This window comes from Bauldia sp. (genome assembly GCA_037200845.1).
Taxonomy (GTDB): Bacteria; Pseudomonadota; Alphaproteobacteria; order Rhizobiales; family Kaistiaceae; genus DASZQY01.
In genome coordinates this window covers 419192-433110 of sequence record JBBCGQ010000001.1, presented here as the reverse complement: position 1 = coordinate 433110, position 13919 = coordinate 419192, and the positions used below count along the sequence as shown (strand labels likewise).

At 66.8% G+C, this 13919-nt stretch carries 15 protein-coding genes; 1 reads left to right on the top strand and 14 read right to left on the bottom strand.

Going from position 1 to position 13919, the window contains the following annotated elements:
- Nucleotides 1-60: 60 nt before the first annotated feature.
- From WDM94_02185 to lnt, 9 genes are all read right to left on the bottom strand, one after another.
- The gene (locus tag WDM94_02185) at nucleotides 61-1119 is read right to left on the bottom strand and encodes a sulfate/molybdate ABC transporter ATP-binding protein (protein ID MEJ0011435.1); all 1059 of its coding nucleotides are present in this window, start codon (nucleotides 1117-1119) and stop codon (nucleotides 61-63) included.
- Nucleotides 1120-1212: 93 nt separating this feature from the next.
- Nucleotides 1213-2061 (bottom strand): sulfate ABC transporter permease subunit CysW, encoded by an 849-nt coding sequence (gene cysW / locus WDM94_02180; GenBank protein ID MEJ0011434.1) that lies wholly within the window; start codon nucleotides 2059-2061, stop codon nucleotides 1213-1215.
- A 19-nt stretch (nucleotides 2062-2080) separates the two neighbouring features.
- Complete coding sequence (cysT, locus tag WDM94_02175) at nucleotides 2081-2932, bottom strand: sulfate ABC transporter permease subunit CysT (protein ID MEJ0011433.1); 852 nt, start codon at nucleotides 2930-2932, stop codon at nucleotides 2081-2083.
- A 10-nt stretch (nucleotides 2933-2942) separates the two neighbouring features.
- On the bottom strand, nucleotides 2943-3956 hold the full coding sequence (locus tag WDM94_02170) for a sulfate ABC transporter substrate-binding protein (protein MEJ0011432.1): 1014 nt from the start codon (nucleotides 3954-3956) through the stop codon (nucleotides 2943-2945).
- A gap of 100 nt (nucleotides 3957-4056) precedes the next feature.
- Nucleotides 4057-4524 (bottom strand): Rrf2 family transcriptional regulator, encoded by a 468-nt coding sequence (locus WDM94_02165; protein ID MEJ0011431.1) that lies wholly within the window; start codon nucleotides 4522-4524, stop codon nucleotides 4057-4059.
- 152 nt (nucleotides 4525-4676) lie between these two features.
- Nucleotides 4677-5360: a tRNA (guanosine(46)-N7)-methyltransferase TrmB gene (gene trmB, locus WDM94_02160; GenBank protein MEJ0011430.1), complete on the bottom strand. Its 684-nt coding sequence runs from the start codon at nucleotides 5358-5360 to the stop codon at nucleotides 4677-4679.
- Nucleotides 5357-6526 (bottom strand): methionine adenosyltransferase, encoded by a 1170-nt coding sequence (gene metK, locus WDM94_02155; protein MEJ0011429.1) that lies wholly within the window; start codon nucleotides 6524-6526, stop codon nucleotides 5357-5359. Before metK ends, trmB begins: the two co-directional genes overlap by 4 nt.
- Nucleotides 6527-6657: 131 nt before the next feature.
- On the bottom strand, nucleotides 6658-7080 hold the full coding sequence (locus WDM94_02150) for a helix-turn-helix transcriptional regulator (protein MEJ0011428.1): 423 nt from the start codon (nucleotides 7078-7080) through the stop codon (nucleotides 6658-6660).
- 193 nt (nucleotides 7081-7273) lie between these two features.
- Entirely contained in the window at nucleotides 7274-8887 is a 1614-nt protein-coding gene (gene lnt, locus WDM94_02145) for an apolipoprotein N-acyltransferase (GenBank protein MEJ0011427.1), read from the bottom strand.
- 148 nt (nucleotides 8888-9035) lie between these two features.
- On the opposite strand from lnt, the gene WDM94_02140 reads away from it, so the two are divergent.
- Nucleotides 9036-9467: a DUF3592 domain-containing protein gene (locus WDM94_02140; protein MEJ0011426.1), complete on the top strand. Its 432-nt coding sequence runs from the start codon at nucleotides 9036-9038 to the stop codon at nucleotides 9465-9467.
- 2 nt (nucleotides 9468-9469) lie between these two features.
- Here the strand turns inward: WDM94_02140 and WDM94_02135 are convergent, their stop codons facing one another.
- The 5 genes from WDM94_02135 to WDM94_02115 form a co-directional block, all read right to left on the bottom strand.
- The gene (locus WDM94_02135; GenBank protein MEJ0011425.1) at nucleotides 9470-10450 is read right to left on the bottom strand and encodes a hemolysin family protein; all 981 of its coding nucleotides are present in this window, start codon (nucleotides 10448-10450) and stop codon (nucleotides 9470-9472) included.
- The gene (gene ybeY / locus WDM94_02130; GenBank protein MEJ0011424.1) at nucleotides 10447-10956 is read right to left on the bottom strand and encodes an rRNA maturation RNase YbeY; all 510 of its coding nucleotides are present in this window, start codon (nucleotides 10954-10956) and stop codon (nucleotides 10447-10449) included. Before ybeY ends, WDM94_02135 begins: the two co-directional genes overlap by 4 nt.
- Nucleotides 10956-11963 (bottom strand): PhoH family protein, encoded by a 1008-nt coding sequence (locus WDM94_02125; protein MEJ0011423.1) that lies wholly within the window; start codon nucleotides 11961-11963, stop codon nucleotides 10956-10958. The genes ybeY and WDM94_02125 overlap by 1 nt, the downstream gene beginning before the upstream one ends.
- Nucleotides 11960-13366: a tRNA (N6-isopentenyl adenosine(37)-C2)-methylthiotransferase MiaB gene (gene miaB, locus WDM94_02120; protein MEJ0011422.1), complete on the bottom strand. Its 1407-nt coding sequence runs from the start codon at nucleotides 13364-13366 to the stop codon at nucleotides 11960-11962. The genes WDM94_02125 and miaB overlap by 4 nt, the downstream gene beginning before the upstream one ends.
- Nucleotides 13367-13473: 107 nt before the next feature.
- Nucleotides 13474-13914: a Fur family transcriptional regulator gene (locus WDM94_02115; GenBank protein MEJ0011421.1), complete on the bottom strand. Its 441-nt coding sequence runs from the start codon at nucleotides 13912-13914 to the stop codon at nucleotides 13474-13476.
- Between the last annotated feature and the right edge of the window lie 5 nt (nucleotides 13915-13919).

Genomic DNA, 13919 nt, shown 5'->3' with positions numbered 1-13919 from the left:
CCGAACTTGGCGAACGCAGTGAGCCTAGCGAGGAAGGGTGAGGGGGCGTTGCGGCGACGGCTACGCGCCCTTCGCTTCATCAAACAGCCACCACCGATTGGGCAGCACGCTGATGCGATCGCCCTTCTTCGATTTCGGCTCGTCGGCGCGCACGTCGACTTCGATGCGGTGATGGCTGGCACCGGAGCCGAGGTCCACCTCGAGCCGGCGGACGGCGCCGTGGCGGCGCTCCGAGATGACCCAGCCGGCGATGCCGCCGGGCTTGGTGCCCATGACGTCAACGTGGTGCGGGCGGAAGACCAGCGTGCGCGAGCCGGAAATATCCGCCGCGCCGGCAAGGTCGAGGGCGCGGTCGTCGAGAAGCAGGTTGCCGTTGTCGGCGACCACCGGCAGCGCGTTACTCTCGCCAATGAAGCCGGCAACGAACGGCGAGGCCGGGTTGTCGTAGATTTCGTCCGGCGTGCCGACCTGCTCGATCTTGCCGTGGTTCAGCACGACGATGCGGTCGGCGAGTTCGATCGCCTCCTCCTGATCGTGCGTGACGAACACCGTAGTGTGCCCCGTCTGGTCGTGGATTTCGCGGAGCCACCGGCGGAGCTCGCGGCGGACCTTGGCATCGAGTGCGCCGAACGGTTCGTCGAGCAGCAGGATGCGCGGCTCGATGGCGAGGGCACGGGCGAGCGCGACGCGCTGGCGCTGGCCGCCGGAAAGCTGCGAGGGGAAGCGCTGGTCGAGACCGTCGAGCTGCACGAGCTTGAGCAGCTCGAGCACGCGCGACTTGATCTCGGCCTTCGACGGGCGCCGCGCCGCCGGGCGGACGTCGAGGCCGAAGGCGATGTTGTCGAAGACGCGCATGTGGCGGAACAGCGCGTAATTCTGGAAGACGAAGCCGACGTTACGCTGCTGTACCGTCAGGCGCAGCGCGTCCTCGCCGCCGAACATGACGCGGCCGGCGTTCGGAAAATCGAGGCCGGCGAGGATGCGGAGCAGCGTCGTCTTGCCGGAGCCCGAGGGCCCGAGCAGCGCGACCAGCTCGCCCGACTTGATCTCCAGCGACACGCCGTGGAGGGCCGGCGTCTCGCCAAAGGCCCGCTCGACATTCTCGACCGATACGTCCACGCGCTTGCCCCACGTCGCGGCCCCCTGGCCGGCGCCAGAGGTTTCATCATTTTCGACACGCGCGTCCAAGGATTTTTTCCTCTCAGTGGCGGCTCAATGGCGCCTTTGGGCGGCGATTTCGCCGGCGTAGCGCCATTCCAGGAATGTCTTCACGGCGAGCGTGACAAGGGCGAGCAGCGCCAGGAGGGAGGCGACCGCGAAGGCCGCCTGCGAGGCGTACTCGTTGTAGAGAATCTCGATCTGCAGCGGCATGGTGTTGGTCTTGCCGCGGACGTGGCCGGAGACGACGGACACCGCGCCGAACTCGCCCATGGCGCGCGCGTTGCAGAGCAGGACGCCGTAGAGTAGCGCCCACTTCACGTTGGGCAGCGTGACGCGGAAGAACACCTGCCAGCCGGAGGCGCCGAGCGACACCGCCGCTTCCTCCTCGCCCGTCCCCTGCTCCTGCATGATCGGGATCAGTTCGCGCGCGACGAACGGAAACGTCACGAAGATCGTCGCCAGCACGATGCCAGGTACGGCGAAGATGATGTGGATGTCGTGGGCGGCGAGCCACGGGCCGAGGTAGCCCTGCGCGCCGAAGATGAGCACGTAGATCAGCCCCGAGGTGACCGGCGAAACCGAGAACGGCAGATCGATGAGGGTAGTGAGGAAGCTCTTGCCCTTGAAATCGAACTTCGCGATCGCCCATGAGGCGGCGACGCCGAAGACGAGATTCGCCGGCACCGAGATCGCGGCGATGAAAAGCGTCAGGCGAATTGCCGACGCGGTGTCCCTGTCGCGCAGCGCGCCAAAGTATGCCCCAAGGCCCGGCCTCAAGGCCTCGATGAAGACGGTGATCAGCGGCAGGACGACGAAGAACAGCAGGAAGGCGACCGAGATGGCGATGAGCAGGATGCGCACGCCCCTGCGCTCGGTCGTCGGCGATGCGTTCGCGATCAGCGCAGGCGCGAGCGTTACGTCAGCCACCGCCAACCCTCCGGTGCGACCACGTCTGCAGCAGATTGATGATGAGCAGCAGCACGAACGAGATGGCCAGCATGATCGTGGCGATCGCGGTGGCGGCCGCATAGTTGTATTCGGTGAGCTTGATGACGATCAGCAGCGGCGCGATCTCCGAGACATAGGGGATGTTGCCGGCGATGAAGATCACCGAGCCGTACTCGCCCACGGCGCGCGCCAGCGCTAGGGCGAAGCCGGTAAGCAGCGGCGGCAGAAGCGCCGGCATCACGATCCAGAACACCGTCTTGAAGCGATGGGCGCCCAAGGTGGCGGCGGCCTCCTCGACCTCGGAATCGAGGTCCTCCAGCACCGGCTGCACCGTGCGCACGATGAACGGCAGGCCGATAAAAATGAGCGCGACGAGGATGCCCAGCGGCGTGAAGGCGACCCTGATGCCGAGCGGGGCGAGCAGGCCGCCGACCCAGCCGTGCGTCGAGTAGATCGCGGTCAGCGCGATGCCGGCGACCGCGGTCGGCAATGCGAACGGCAGGTCGATGAAAGAATCGAGCAGCTTGCGGCCGGGGAACTCGTAGCGCACCAGCACCCACGCGATGATCAGGCCGAAGATCGCGTTGATGAAGGCCGCCGCGATGGAAAGGCCGAACGAGATGCGCAATGCGGCGAGCGTGCGCGAGTCGGTCGCGAGTTTCCAGAATTCGGGCCAGCCCAGCGATGCCGTCTTCAGCACCAGCCCGGCGAGCGGGATCAGCACGATCAGCGACAGGTACGTCAACGTGAAACCGAGCGCCAACCCGAATCCCGGGATGACGCTCGGCTTCCTGAAGGTACTGGAGGCTACCGCCTGGCTCATCTAGAGCCGATTATGGCGCGGGCTTGTAGATCTGGTCAAAGATACCGCCGTCGTCGAAGTGATCCTTCTGCACCTTGGCCCAGCCGCCGAAGATCGGATCCTCGATGGTGGCGAGCTTGATGTCGGGGAAGCGCTTGAGGTCGGCCGGGTCGGCAGCCTCGGGCTTGATCGGGCGATAGAAGTTCGCGGCGATCAGCTTCTGCGCCTCATCCGAGTAGAGATACTTGAGGTACTCCTCGGCGACGGCGCGCGTGCCCTTCTTGTCGACGTTGGCGTCGACCACCGCGACCGGCGGCACTGCCTTGATCGACAGCGACGGCACGACGATCTCGTAGTCGCCGCCGTCAGGCTGGCTGAGCGCGAGGTAGGCTTCGTTTTCCCACGACAGCAGCACGTCGCCGGTGCCCTGGGTGAACGTCGTGGTCGAACCGCGAGCGCCCGAGTCGAGCTTCGTCACGTTCTTGTAGAGCGCGCCGACGAAGTCCTGGTCCTTCTTGGCGTCGCCGCCGTACTTCGCGTCGGCATAGGCCCACGCCGCGAGGTAGTTCCAGCGGGCGCCGCCCGAGGTCTTCGGGTTCGGCGTGATGACGCCGATGCCGGGCTTCACGAGATCGTCCCAATCCTTGACACCCTTCGGGTTGCCCTTGCGGACCAGGAAGACGATCGTCGACGTGTAGGGAGCGGACGAATCCGGCAGACGGGTCTGCCAGTCGGGCTTGATCAGCCCCTTGGCGGCGATAGCGTCGATGTCGGCCTGCAGTGCCAGCGTGACGACGTCGGCCTCCTGACCGTCAATGACTGCGCGCGCCTGGGCGCCCGAGCCACCATGCGACTGGTCTACGGTGACGACTTCGCCGTTATGGGTGTCGGCCCAATGCTTGGCGAAAAGCGCGTCGTAGTTCTTGTAGAGCTCGCGCGTCGGATCGTACGACACGTTGAGGATCGACTGGTCGGCGAACGCCGGGGCGGCAAGACCTGCCACCAGCAGCGAGACCGCAGTCAGAAGTTTCAGTTTCGAGATCATCGGAAGGCTCCGGTTGGAATGCCCAATTATCTCGACATAGTCGGTCGTCTTTCACAAAGCCGCATGTGGCGAAATTTTCCGCGGCCTTGGAAAATGAATCTCATCTGACGGCTATTGGAGGAATCCGGTCGCCAAAAGTGCCTCGCCCGGGCGCCCCGCTGAAAAGAGCATCCGCCAGCGTCGTGCCCTCCCAGAGCTTCAGCGTGGCAGCGTATGTCTCGGCAAACAGGCGATGGACGCTGCAGGTCTTCTCGTCCTTGCAGTCCGTGCAGCGGCGGTAGGCAGTGCGCGAAATGCAGGGCAGTGGCGCAATCGGCCCGTCGATGGCGCGCAGGATATCGCTGATCGTCGTGTCCGCCGGCCGCTTGACCAGCACGTAGCCGCCCGAACGGCCGCGCCGGCTCTGGACGATGCCCTTGCGCTTCAGGTCGAGCAGGATGTGCTCGAGGAACTTGCGCGGCACGCCGGCGCCCTTGGCGATCTCCTCGATCTGCAGCGACTGGCCATCCGGCAGCGTGGCGAGGTGGAACAGCGCCTTAAACGCGTATTTGGCTTTCTGGGTGATCATGGGATCGGGATAACTCGACTCTGGGGGTCGTGTATAGCCGCGCTTATTTTTGTTGTCATTCCCGCGACGGCGGGAGTCCAGTAGTCGCCGCCCGCGCGTTCGCGCACCGCCGGTGCATACCGGGTCCCCGCCTTCGCGGGGACGACACCGAGCTAGTTGCGCCGAAACTCCAGATACGTCGGCACGCGTCCTTCGCGCAGCGCCTTCGCCTCGTAGCGCGTGCCCGGCCAGTGCGGGAACTGCGCCGTCCAGTCCGCCGCGCGCTCCGCGGTCCAAATGAAACGTGCGTCGGCGCCGACCTGCATCAGCGTCCACTCGACGTACGACGCGATATCGCTGGCGAAGCGGAACACACCGCCCGGCTTCAGCACGCGCGCCAGCCGCGCGAGATTTTCGCGCGAGACGAAGCGACGCTTCCAGTGCCGCTTCTTCGGCCACGGATCGGGGTAGAGCAGATCGACTTCGTCGAGCGAGTTCGCCGGCAGCCAGTCAAGCAGCAGCGATGCGTCGCTGCCGAAGAGGCGCACGTTGCGGAGCGCGCTTTGCTCGATCGCGGAGACGCCCTTCGCCATGCCGTTGACGAACGGCTCGACGCCGATGAAGCCGGCGTCCGGCTCGCGCATCGCTTCGGCGACGAGATGCTCGCCGCCGCCGAAGCCGACCTCGAGCGTCACGCGCGACGGACGGTGCGGAAAAAGATCGGCGACGTCGCGCGGCGGCGGTTGTGCGATGTCGAGCGCCAGCTCGGGCAGCAGCGTCGCCATCAGCCCGGCGCGGCGCGGCGAAAGCGGCTTGCCCTTTCGCCGCCCGTGCAGGGCGCCTTGCCGTTCGCTCAGGCGAGCGCCGAGCGGAGCGCGCTCGCGAGGTCGGTGCGCTCCCACGAGAAGCCGCCGTCCTTCTCCGGCGGGCGGCCGAAGTGGCCGTAGGCCGAGGTGCGCGCGTAGATCGGCCGGTTGAGGCCGAGGTGCTGGCGGATGCCGCGCGGCGACAGGTCCATCACCTCGCCCAGCACATGCTCGAGCCTGGCTTCCTCGACCTGGCCGGTGCCGTGCAGATCGACGTAGATCGACAGCGGCTTGGCGACGCCGATGGCATAGGAAAGCTGGATGGTGCAGCGATCGGCGAGTTCCGCCGCGACAACGTTCTTGGCAAGGTAGCGCGCGGCGTAGGCGGCCGAGCGGTCGACCTTGGTCGGGTCCTTGCCGGAGAAGGCGCCGCCGCCGTGCGGGGCCGCGCCGCCGTAGGTATCGACGATGATCTTGCGCCCGGTCAGGCCGCAGTCGCCGTCGGGGCCGCCGATGACGAACTTGCCGGTCGGGTTGACGTGCCACTCGGTATGGCCGTTCAGCCAACCAGCGGGCAGCGCCTTGGTGACGTACGGCTCGACGACGGCGCGGACGTCTTCCGATGTCATGTTGCCGTCGAGGTGCTGCGTCGACACGACGATGGAGGTGGCGCGCAGCGGCTTGCCGTCGCGATACTCGACGGTGACCTGGCTCTTGGCGTCGGGCCCCAGCACCTTCGCCTCGCCGGAGCGGCGCGCTTCGGAGAGCAGCTTGAGGATGCGGTGCGCGTAATAGATCGGCGCCGGCATGAACTCCGGCGTCTCGCGGCAGGCGTAGCCGAACATGATGCCCTGGTCGCCGGCGCCCTCGTCCTTGTTGCCGGCGGCATCGACGCCCTGCGCGATGTCGGCCGACTGGGCGTGCAGCAGCACCTCGATCTCGGCGCTCTCCCAGTGGAAGCCGGGCTGCTCGTAGCCGATGTCGTGGATGGCGGCGCGGGTGATGCTCTCGATCTTCGAAAGGACCGCGTCGGGTCCACGCACCTCGCCGGCGATCACCACGCGGTTGGTGGTGGCGAGAGTCTCGCAGGCGACGCGCGCCTCCGGCATCTCGGCGAGGTAGGCATCGACGATGGTATCGGAGATGCGATCGCAGACCTTGTCCGGATGGCCCTCGGAAACCGATTCAGATGTGAAGAGATAATTCTGACGAGACAAGGGACACGGTTCTCCCGTAGCGAAACAATCGCGGACGAGGGAAAACCTATCGCCCCCCGGCCATCCAGCGCGTGGTTCTGGCAGCGAATCCGGCGGGGGTCAATCGCGGGGCAGCCATGCCCCGCGCGGCGTCACGCTTCTTCGTCGTCGCCCGCCATAGAGCGGACGAGGTCGATCACGCGGCGGCGGAGCTTGGCATCCTTGATGCGGATGAACGCCTTGTTGAGCTGGATGCCCTCCGAGCTCGACAGGAAATCGACTACGTGCGAGGTCGAATTTGCCTCGGCCATGCCGGTCGGCAGCTCGGTTCCCGGGGTGGCCGGGGCATCCTCGAAGAAGAACGACACCGGCACGGTCAGCACGCGGGCGATGTGCTGCAGACGGCTGGCGCCGATGCGGTTGGTGCCCTTCTCGTACTTCTGGATCTGCTGGAAGGTAATGCCCAGGTGCTCGCCCAGCTTTTCCTGGCTCATACTCAGCATCATGCGACGTAAACGGACCCGGCTGCCGACGTGGATGTCGATCGGGTTAGGTTGCTTCTTGCTAGCCATTATTCCGCGCTGCTTCCTCTCGCCTGAGTGTGCCGGCGGAACCGCCGATAGAAAACCTCATGGCTCCGCGACGTGTTCTGCGCGGGTACCTCAAATGAACCCCTCAACGACGATAACCTAGCGCCGCAAAGCGGATTGGCGTGAGACTGCTACGCCGGTCGCCGAGGGAGATAATGGTCTGCCTGATGGATTTGTGTCAATTGTCCGTCACAACTCCGCGACGCTCGTTCCAGCGCCCGAATGCCGCGCCGACCCCCGCCATAATCAGCAAAACGACGAAGATCCAGTCGCCGAATTCGGCATAGAGCGGCGGCTGCAGCGCGCTGGGCAGGCCACCATCGACCACGCCGATGCGGTCGAGCGCCAAGGTTGCCAACACCCGCCCATAGGGATCGACGATAGCGGATATGCCGGAATTGGCGGCACGGACCAGTGGCAAACCCTCCTCGACAGCGCGCACGCGCGCCTGCTCGAAATGCTGGTAGGGGCCGGGGGTGGACCCATACCAAGCGTCGTTGGTGACGTTGAGCAGCCATTGCGGCCGCGGCCCATCGGCGATGACGGCCCCCGGGAAGATGATTTCGTAGCAGACCAACGGCGCGAACGGCGGCGCGCCGGGGAGCGACAATGTGCGCAGGGTCTGGCCGGCTGAAAAGCCGCCCGGCAGCGCGATCACCTGCTTCAGCCCCATGGCCCGGAGCAGGCCGCCGAACGGCAGATATTCGCCAAACGGCACCAGGTGCACCTTGTCGTAGGCGGCGCGGATCTCGCCGCCGTCGTCGATGGCGTAGACCGAGTTGAAGACCATCGGCGGGTCGTCGCTGCCGATGACGCGCTCGGCGCGGGCCGCGCCGGTGAGCAGCATCGAGCCTGGCGGCAGGAGGTCGGCGATGGTCGCCAGCGCCGACGGCTTCTCGGTCAGGAGAAACGGGAACGCCGACTCCGGCCAGATAAGGTGCGTGACACCGGTCATCGATTTGGCGCCGTTGCGGCTGAGCTCGGCGTAGCGCGCCATGATCGTGTCGGCGCTCGCCGTCTCCCAGCGCTCGTCCTGCGGGATCGACGGCTGCACGATGCGCAGGTGGACACCCGGCACCAGCGGCACCGGCCCGGCCGACAGCCGCACGACGCCGTAGCCAACGTGGAAAAGATAGAGCGCCGCGGCCGCGGCGAACGCGATCCGGCTGGCGCGGCGCGTGTGCCGCCGGTCGGCAATAAGCAGCACCGGCGCCGCAAAGATGAAGAATGCCGCGAGCGTCAGCCCCCAGATGCCGACGAGCGACGCGGTCTGCATCATCACCGGCGCCGGCGTCAGCGCGTAGCCGAACGCGTTCCACGGAAAGCCGGTGAAGAGATGCCCGCGCAGCCACTCGGCGACCGACATCGCGACCGCGAAGACCAGGAGCCGCGGCCAGCCCTCCATCCAGAAGGCGCGCGCCAGCGCAGCGCCGAAGGCCCAGAACAGCGCCAGCATCGCCGGCAACCCGGCGACCGCCAGCGGCAGCGCCCAGGCAAACGCGCCGGCATCGACCAGCAATGCCGTGCCGATCCACCACAGCCCGGCGACGAAGAAGCCGAAGCCGAAAGCGAAGCCGACGATCGCCGCGGGCACGAGCTTGCGCCACCACGGCGCGCCCTCGCCGGCCTCGCTGCCGTCGATCAGCCAGACAAAGACGGGCACCGTCAGCCACAGGATCGGAAACAGATCGAAGGGCGCAAACGCCAGGGCGGACAACGCGCCGGCGACGAACGCCGCCGCGAAACGCCGCCACCCCCAGAGGACTATGATGGCGCTGGCAAAGGCTTGCACAGGCGGGCGGACCTAGCGGGATCGAATCAGGCGGAGAGCCTCGGTTCCCGGTGCGGCGCGGTCAAGGCGGAGGGCGCCGCGAGCGCGGCAAATTGCGTGGGCCCCGCTAACCTTTTCTCGACCCGGCTCGCGTATCCAGCGCTCCTGAATGCCGACGACGCTCAACCCTTCGCAGCTCACGCCGCTTGTCTTCATGGGCGGGATCCTGCTTTTTCTGATCCTCGCCATTTTCAGCACGGCCTACCGGTTTTCGAAGCTGCGCAACGGCGACCTTGCCGACGGCGTGATCACCGGCAAGGAACTGGAGCGCGATGAGGGGAAATTTTACTACGTCACCTACGATTTTTCGGACGAGTTCGGCGACAGGCACAGCAAGCGCGTCGAGGTGACGAAGAAGCACTTCGACGCGTTGTCGCAAGGCCAGCGCATCCGCGTCATCTACCAGCATCGCCGGCCCGACAATTCGTTCATCCGCGACGACGAATTCGGCCGTTCCTTTTTCAAGGGCTTCAAGGTCATGGTCGGCATGGCGATCGTTCTCGCCATCTGCGCATACGGCCTCTACCAGAGCTTCCAATAGCGTCAGGTAACCGCCGTGGGCGGGGCGCCTTCCGGCGTCGTGCGGCGGCGGCGCTCGCCGGCGGCCGGGCGGCGGTAGATGCGCAGCTTCTTGATGCGGCGCGGGTCGGCATCCAGCACCTCGAACTCGAAGCCGTTCGGCGCCGCGATCAATTCGCCGCGCACCGGGATGCGCCCGATCAGGTTGAAGACCAGGCCGCCGATCGTATCGACGTCGCCGCTCTCGCCGCCGGCGAAGTCTGCACCGACCGCCGCCGCGAGCTGCTCCAGGTCGGCGCGGGCGTCGGCGAGGAAGCCGCCCTTGCCGTCGGGCACGATCATCGGCCCGGCGTCCTCGTCGGATTCATCCTCGATCTCGCCGACGATCATCTCGACGGCATCCTCGAGCGAGACGAGGCCGTCGGTGCCGCCGTATTCGTCGATGACCAGCGCCATCTGCATGCGGCTCGCCTGCATGTTGGGGAGCAGCACGGCGACCGGCATCGAGGGCGGCACGAACAGGATGTTGCGGACGAGCGCCGTCTCGGAAAGCTTCTTGCCGAGGTCGAGGTGGGCGAGGTCGAACTTGCCGCTCTCGCCTTCCACCGCGGCGGCCTCGGTGACATAGCCCATCAGGTCCTTGATGTGGACGAGGCCGACGGGATCGTCGAGGCTTTCGCGGAACACCGGCATGCGCGAATGGCCCGACTCGCGGAAGCGGGCGAAGAGGTCGCCGAGCGTCGTATCGATGTCGACGGCCTCGATGTCGGCGCGCGGCACCATGATGTCGTCAACGCGCACATCGCGGAGGCGCAGGATGTTCGACAGCATGGCGCGCTCTTCCGGCGAGAAGCCGGCGGCGACGTCCTCCGAGGCCAGCGCGACCGCGAGATCCTCGCGGATCGAGCCGGTGCCTTTGAGGCCGATGGCGTTCCGCAGCCGATCGATCCAGTGTTCCTGGGGCGCGTCGGGGGCGCCATCCGCCTTCCTGTCGCCGTCGCTCATGCGTCCCCTCCGCGGTAGGGATCGGCGATGCCGAGTTTCGCCAGTATAGCGGTTTCGAGTTTCTCCATCGCCGCCGCCTCGCGATCATCCTCGTGGTCGTGACCGAGGAGATGCAGGAAGCCGTGGACGATCAGATGCGCGAGATGATCGTCGCGGGTGATCCCCTCGTCCTCCGCCTCGCGCGAAATGGTTTCGGCGGCGAAGACGATATCGCCCAGTTGCGGCCCGAACGCCTTGGCTTTGGCCGCTTTCGGGGCCGGGAACGAGAGGACGTTGGTGGCCTTGTCCTTCCGCCGGTAGCGCCTGTTCAGCGTGCGGATATGGGCGTCGTCGGTGAACAGCAGACTGAGCTCCGGCTCGGCGGTCAGCTTCGGCTTCGCCCGCGCGACTGCCGCGGCGAGACTGCGCGCGGCCAGCGCCTTGAGCTTCGCCTTCGACGGCCAATCGCCGGCCTCGACGCGAACGTCAATCGCCAAGCCGCCGCTACTGTCCGCCTCCTTGGGCATCAGCGCTTTGCCGCCTTCGCCTTGTCGGCGGCGTCGTAGGCCTCGACGATGCGGCCGACGAGCGGATGGCGCACGACATCGGCGGCGGTGAAGCGCACCTGGGCGATGCCCTGCACGCCTTCGAGCAGCCGCACCGCCTCGACCAGACCCGAGGTCTGGCCGCTCGGCAGATCGATCTGGCTCGGATCGCCGGTGATGATCATGCGCGAATTTTCGCCGAGGCGCGTCAGGAACATCTTCATCTGCATCGACGTCGTGTTCTGCGCCTCGTCCAGAATCACGACGGCGTTGGCCAGCGTGCGGCCGCGCATGAAGGCGAGCGGCGCCACCTCGATCGTGCCCGCGGTCAGGCCGCGCTCGACCTTCTCGGCGGGCATCATGTCGTAGAGCGCGTCGTAGAGCGGGCGGAGATAGGGATCGACCTTCTCGCGCATGTCGCCGGGCAGGAAGCCGAGGCGCTCGCCGGCCTCGACGGCGGGACGCGACAGGATCAGGCGATCGACGGTGCCGCGCTCCAGCATGGCGGCGGCGTAGGCGCAGGCGAGGTACGTCTTGCCGGTGCCGGCCGGGCCGATGCCGAAGACCAGCTCGGCCTTGTCGAAGGCGCGGATGTAGGTGTCCTGCATCGGCGTGCGCGCCATCACGGTGCGGCGGCGCGTGCCGATCTGCGCCATGGTCAGGCGGCCCTTTGGCTCGAGGCTCGGCAGATGCATCTGCTCCTCGCTGGCCTCGGCCATGCGGATGGCGCCGTCGACGTCGCCGCGGCTGATCGAGTGGCCGCCCTGCAGGCGGACGTAAAGCATATCGAGCGCCAGCCGCGCCCGTGCCAATGCCTCCGGCTCGCCGCGCAGCGTCACCTGGTTGCCGCGCGCCACGGCCTCGATGCCGAGCTGCTGCTCGAGCGCGGCGAGGTTCTGGTCGAACTCGCCGAAGAGTTCCTGGATCAGGCGGTTGTCGTCGAAGGAGACGACGATGTGGTTGCCGGAAAATTCTGGCCGTGCGGTCAAAGGGTGTTCTCCAGGGCGGCGTGCTGCCGCATCGCCGGCGCGGCAAGCGCGCCGAACAAGCTGTTGGTGCCGGCGCGCGTTATCGTAACGCGCGCGATGGTGCCGATCATCTCCGCCGGCGCATCGACATGCACCGGCATCAGCCACGGCGAGCGGCCGACGATCTGGCCGGCCTCGCGCCCGCGCCGCTCGAACAGCACGTCGATGCTCGTGCCGACCTGCGCCTGCATGAAGGCGGCGGCGCGCGCATCGATCTTCGCCTGCAGGCGGTAGAGGCGGTCGTTCTTCACCTCCTCGGGCACCTGATCTTCGGCAGTGGAAGCGGGAGTGCCCGGGCGCGGGCTGTACTTGAAGGTGAACGCGCCCATGAAGCCGGCCTCATCGACGATGCGCAGCGTGTCGGCGAAATCCGCTTCCGTCTCGCCGGGGAAGCCGACGATGAAATCTCCGGCCAGCGCCATGTCCGGCCGCGCGGCGCGAATCTTGTCGATCAGCCGCAGATAGTCGGCACGCGTATGGCGGCGGTTCATCGCGGCGAGCACGCGGTCGCAGCCGGACTGCACCGGCAGATGCAGGTACGGCATCAACTGATCGAGATCGCGATGCGCGGCGATCAGCTCGTCGTCCATGTCGCGCGGATGGCTGGTGGTGTAGCGCAGGCGATCGATGCCCGGAATTTCGGCGAGGCGGAACAGCAGGCGGCCGAGCGCCCAGTTGTCATCGCCATGCCAGGCGTTGACGTTCTGGCCGAGCAGCGTGATCTCGCGCACGCCCGACAATGCGAGGCGCGTTGCTTCGGCGACGATCATATCGACGGGGCGCGATACCTCGGCGCCACGCGTGTAGGGCACGACGCAGAACGTGCAGAATTTATCGCAGCCTTCCTGGACAGTGAGGAACGCCGCTACTCTTTGTTGGCCTTCCCTGTCGGGCCTCCGGCCCTCCACGCCTCTTGTCGCGATGCGATCGAGCACCGCGAATTTTTCCACGACAGCAAACTCCGTCTCGACCACCGCCCTGCCCGGCCGCACATCGGCCAGCAACTCCGGCAGGCGATGGTACGACTGCGGCCCGACGACGATATCGACACGCCCGCGCGCCCGGCGCGCGATCTCCTCGCCCTCAGCCTGCGCGACGCAGCCCGTCACGCCGACCAGCACATGGCGGCCCGACTCGCGGCGCATCTCGTCGATGCGGCCAAGCTCGGAGTAGACCTTTTCGGCCGCCTTCTCGCGGATGTGGCAGGTGTTGAGCAGGATGAGATCGGCGGATTCCGCCGTGTCGGTCGCCACGTACCCGGCCGGCGCCAGCGCGTCCGTCATCCTCTCGGAATCGTAGACGTTCATCTGGCAGCCGTAAGTCTTGATGAAGACTTTCTTCAGCTCTTCGCCCGTCTCGTTCATCAAACCAAGCTGCGCCAGCGCAATACCCCCGCGCCCGAGGCGATCCTTTAGCCCCTTTCGGCAGGCTTTAGAATAGCGCCGGCGACATGGCCCGGATGTGACGGCAGCTACTCCTTGCGGGCCTTGGGATCCTTGAGCGGGACGCCGTAAAGCTCCAGCCGGTGATCGACCAGCCGGAAGCCCAGCCGGTCGGCGATCGCCTGCTGCAGCCGCTCGATCTCCTCGTCGCGGAACTCGATCACCTGGCCGGTCCTGAGGTCGATCAGATGATCGTGATGCTCGTCGGGGATCGGCTCGTAGCGTGAGCGGCCGGCGCCGAAATCGTGACGCTCGACGACGCCGGCATCCTCGAACAGCTTCATTGTCCGGTAGACGGTGGCGATGGAAATCTTCGGGTCGACGGCGGCGGCGCGGCGGTAGAGTTCCTCGACGTCGGGATGGTCGGTCGCCGCCTCCAGCACGCGCGCGATGACGCGGCGCTGCTCGGTCATGCGCATGCCCTTGGCGACGCACACCTCCTCGAGGGTCTGGGGCTTCGGATCGACCATCCCTA

What these genes read in the sequence shown, in the direction of transcription:
- cysT (MEJ0011433.1), bottom strand. Translation starts at nt 2,932, where the DNA reads ATGAGCCAGGCGGTAGCCTCCAGTACCTTCAGGAAGCCGAGCGTCATC.
- WDM94_02170 (MEJ0011432.1), bottom strand. Translation starts at nt 3,956, where the DNA reads ATGATCTCGAAACTGAAACTTCTGACTGCGGTCTCGCTGCTGGTGGCA.
- WDM94_02165 (MEJ0011431.1), bottom strand. Translation starts at nt 4,524, where the DNA reads ATGATCACCCAGAAAGCCAAATACGCGTTTAAGGCGCTGTTCCACCTC.
- WDM94_02140 (MEJ0011426.1), top strand. Translation starts at nt 9,036, where the DNA reads ATGCCGACGACGCTCAACCCTTCGCAGCTCACGCCGCTTGTCTTCATG.
- WDM94_02135 (MEJ0011425.1), bottom strand. Translation starts at nt 10,450, where the DNA reads ATGAGCGACGGCGACAGGAAGGCGGATGGCGCCCCCGACGCGCCCCAG.
- ybeY (MEJ0011424.1), bottom strand. Translation starts at nt 10,956, where the DNA reads ATGCCCAAGGAGGCGGACAGTAGCGGCGGCTTGGCGATTGACGTTCGC.
- miaB (MEJ0011422.1), bottom strand. Translation starts at nt 13,366, where the DNA reads ATGAACGAGACGGGCGAAGAGCTGAAGAAAGTCTTCATCAAGACTTAC.
- WDM94_02115 (MEJ0011421.1), bottom strand. Translation starts at nt 13,914, where the DNA reads ATGGTCGATCCGAAGCCCCAGACCCTCGAGGAGGTGTGCGTCGCCAAG.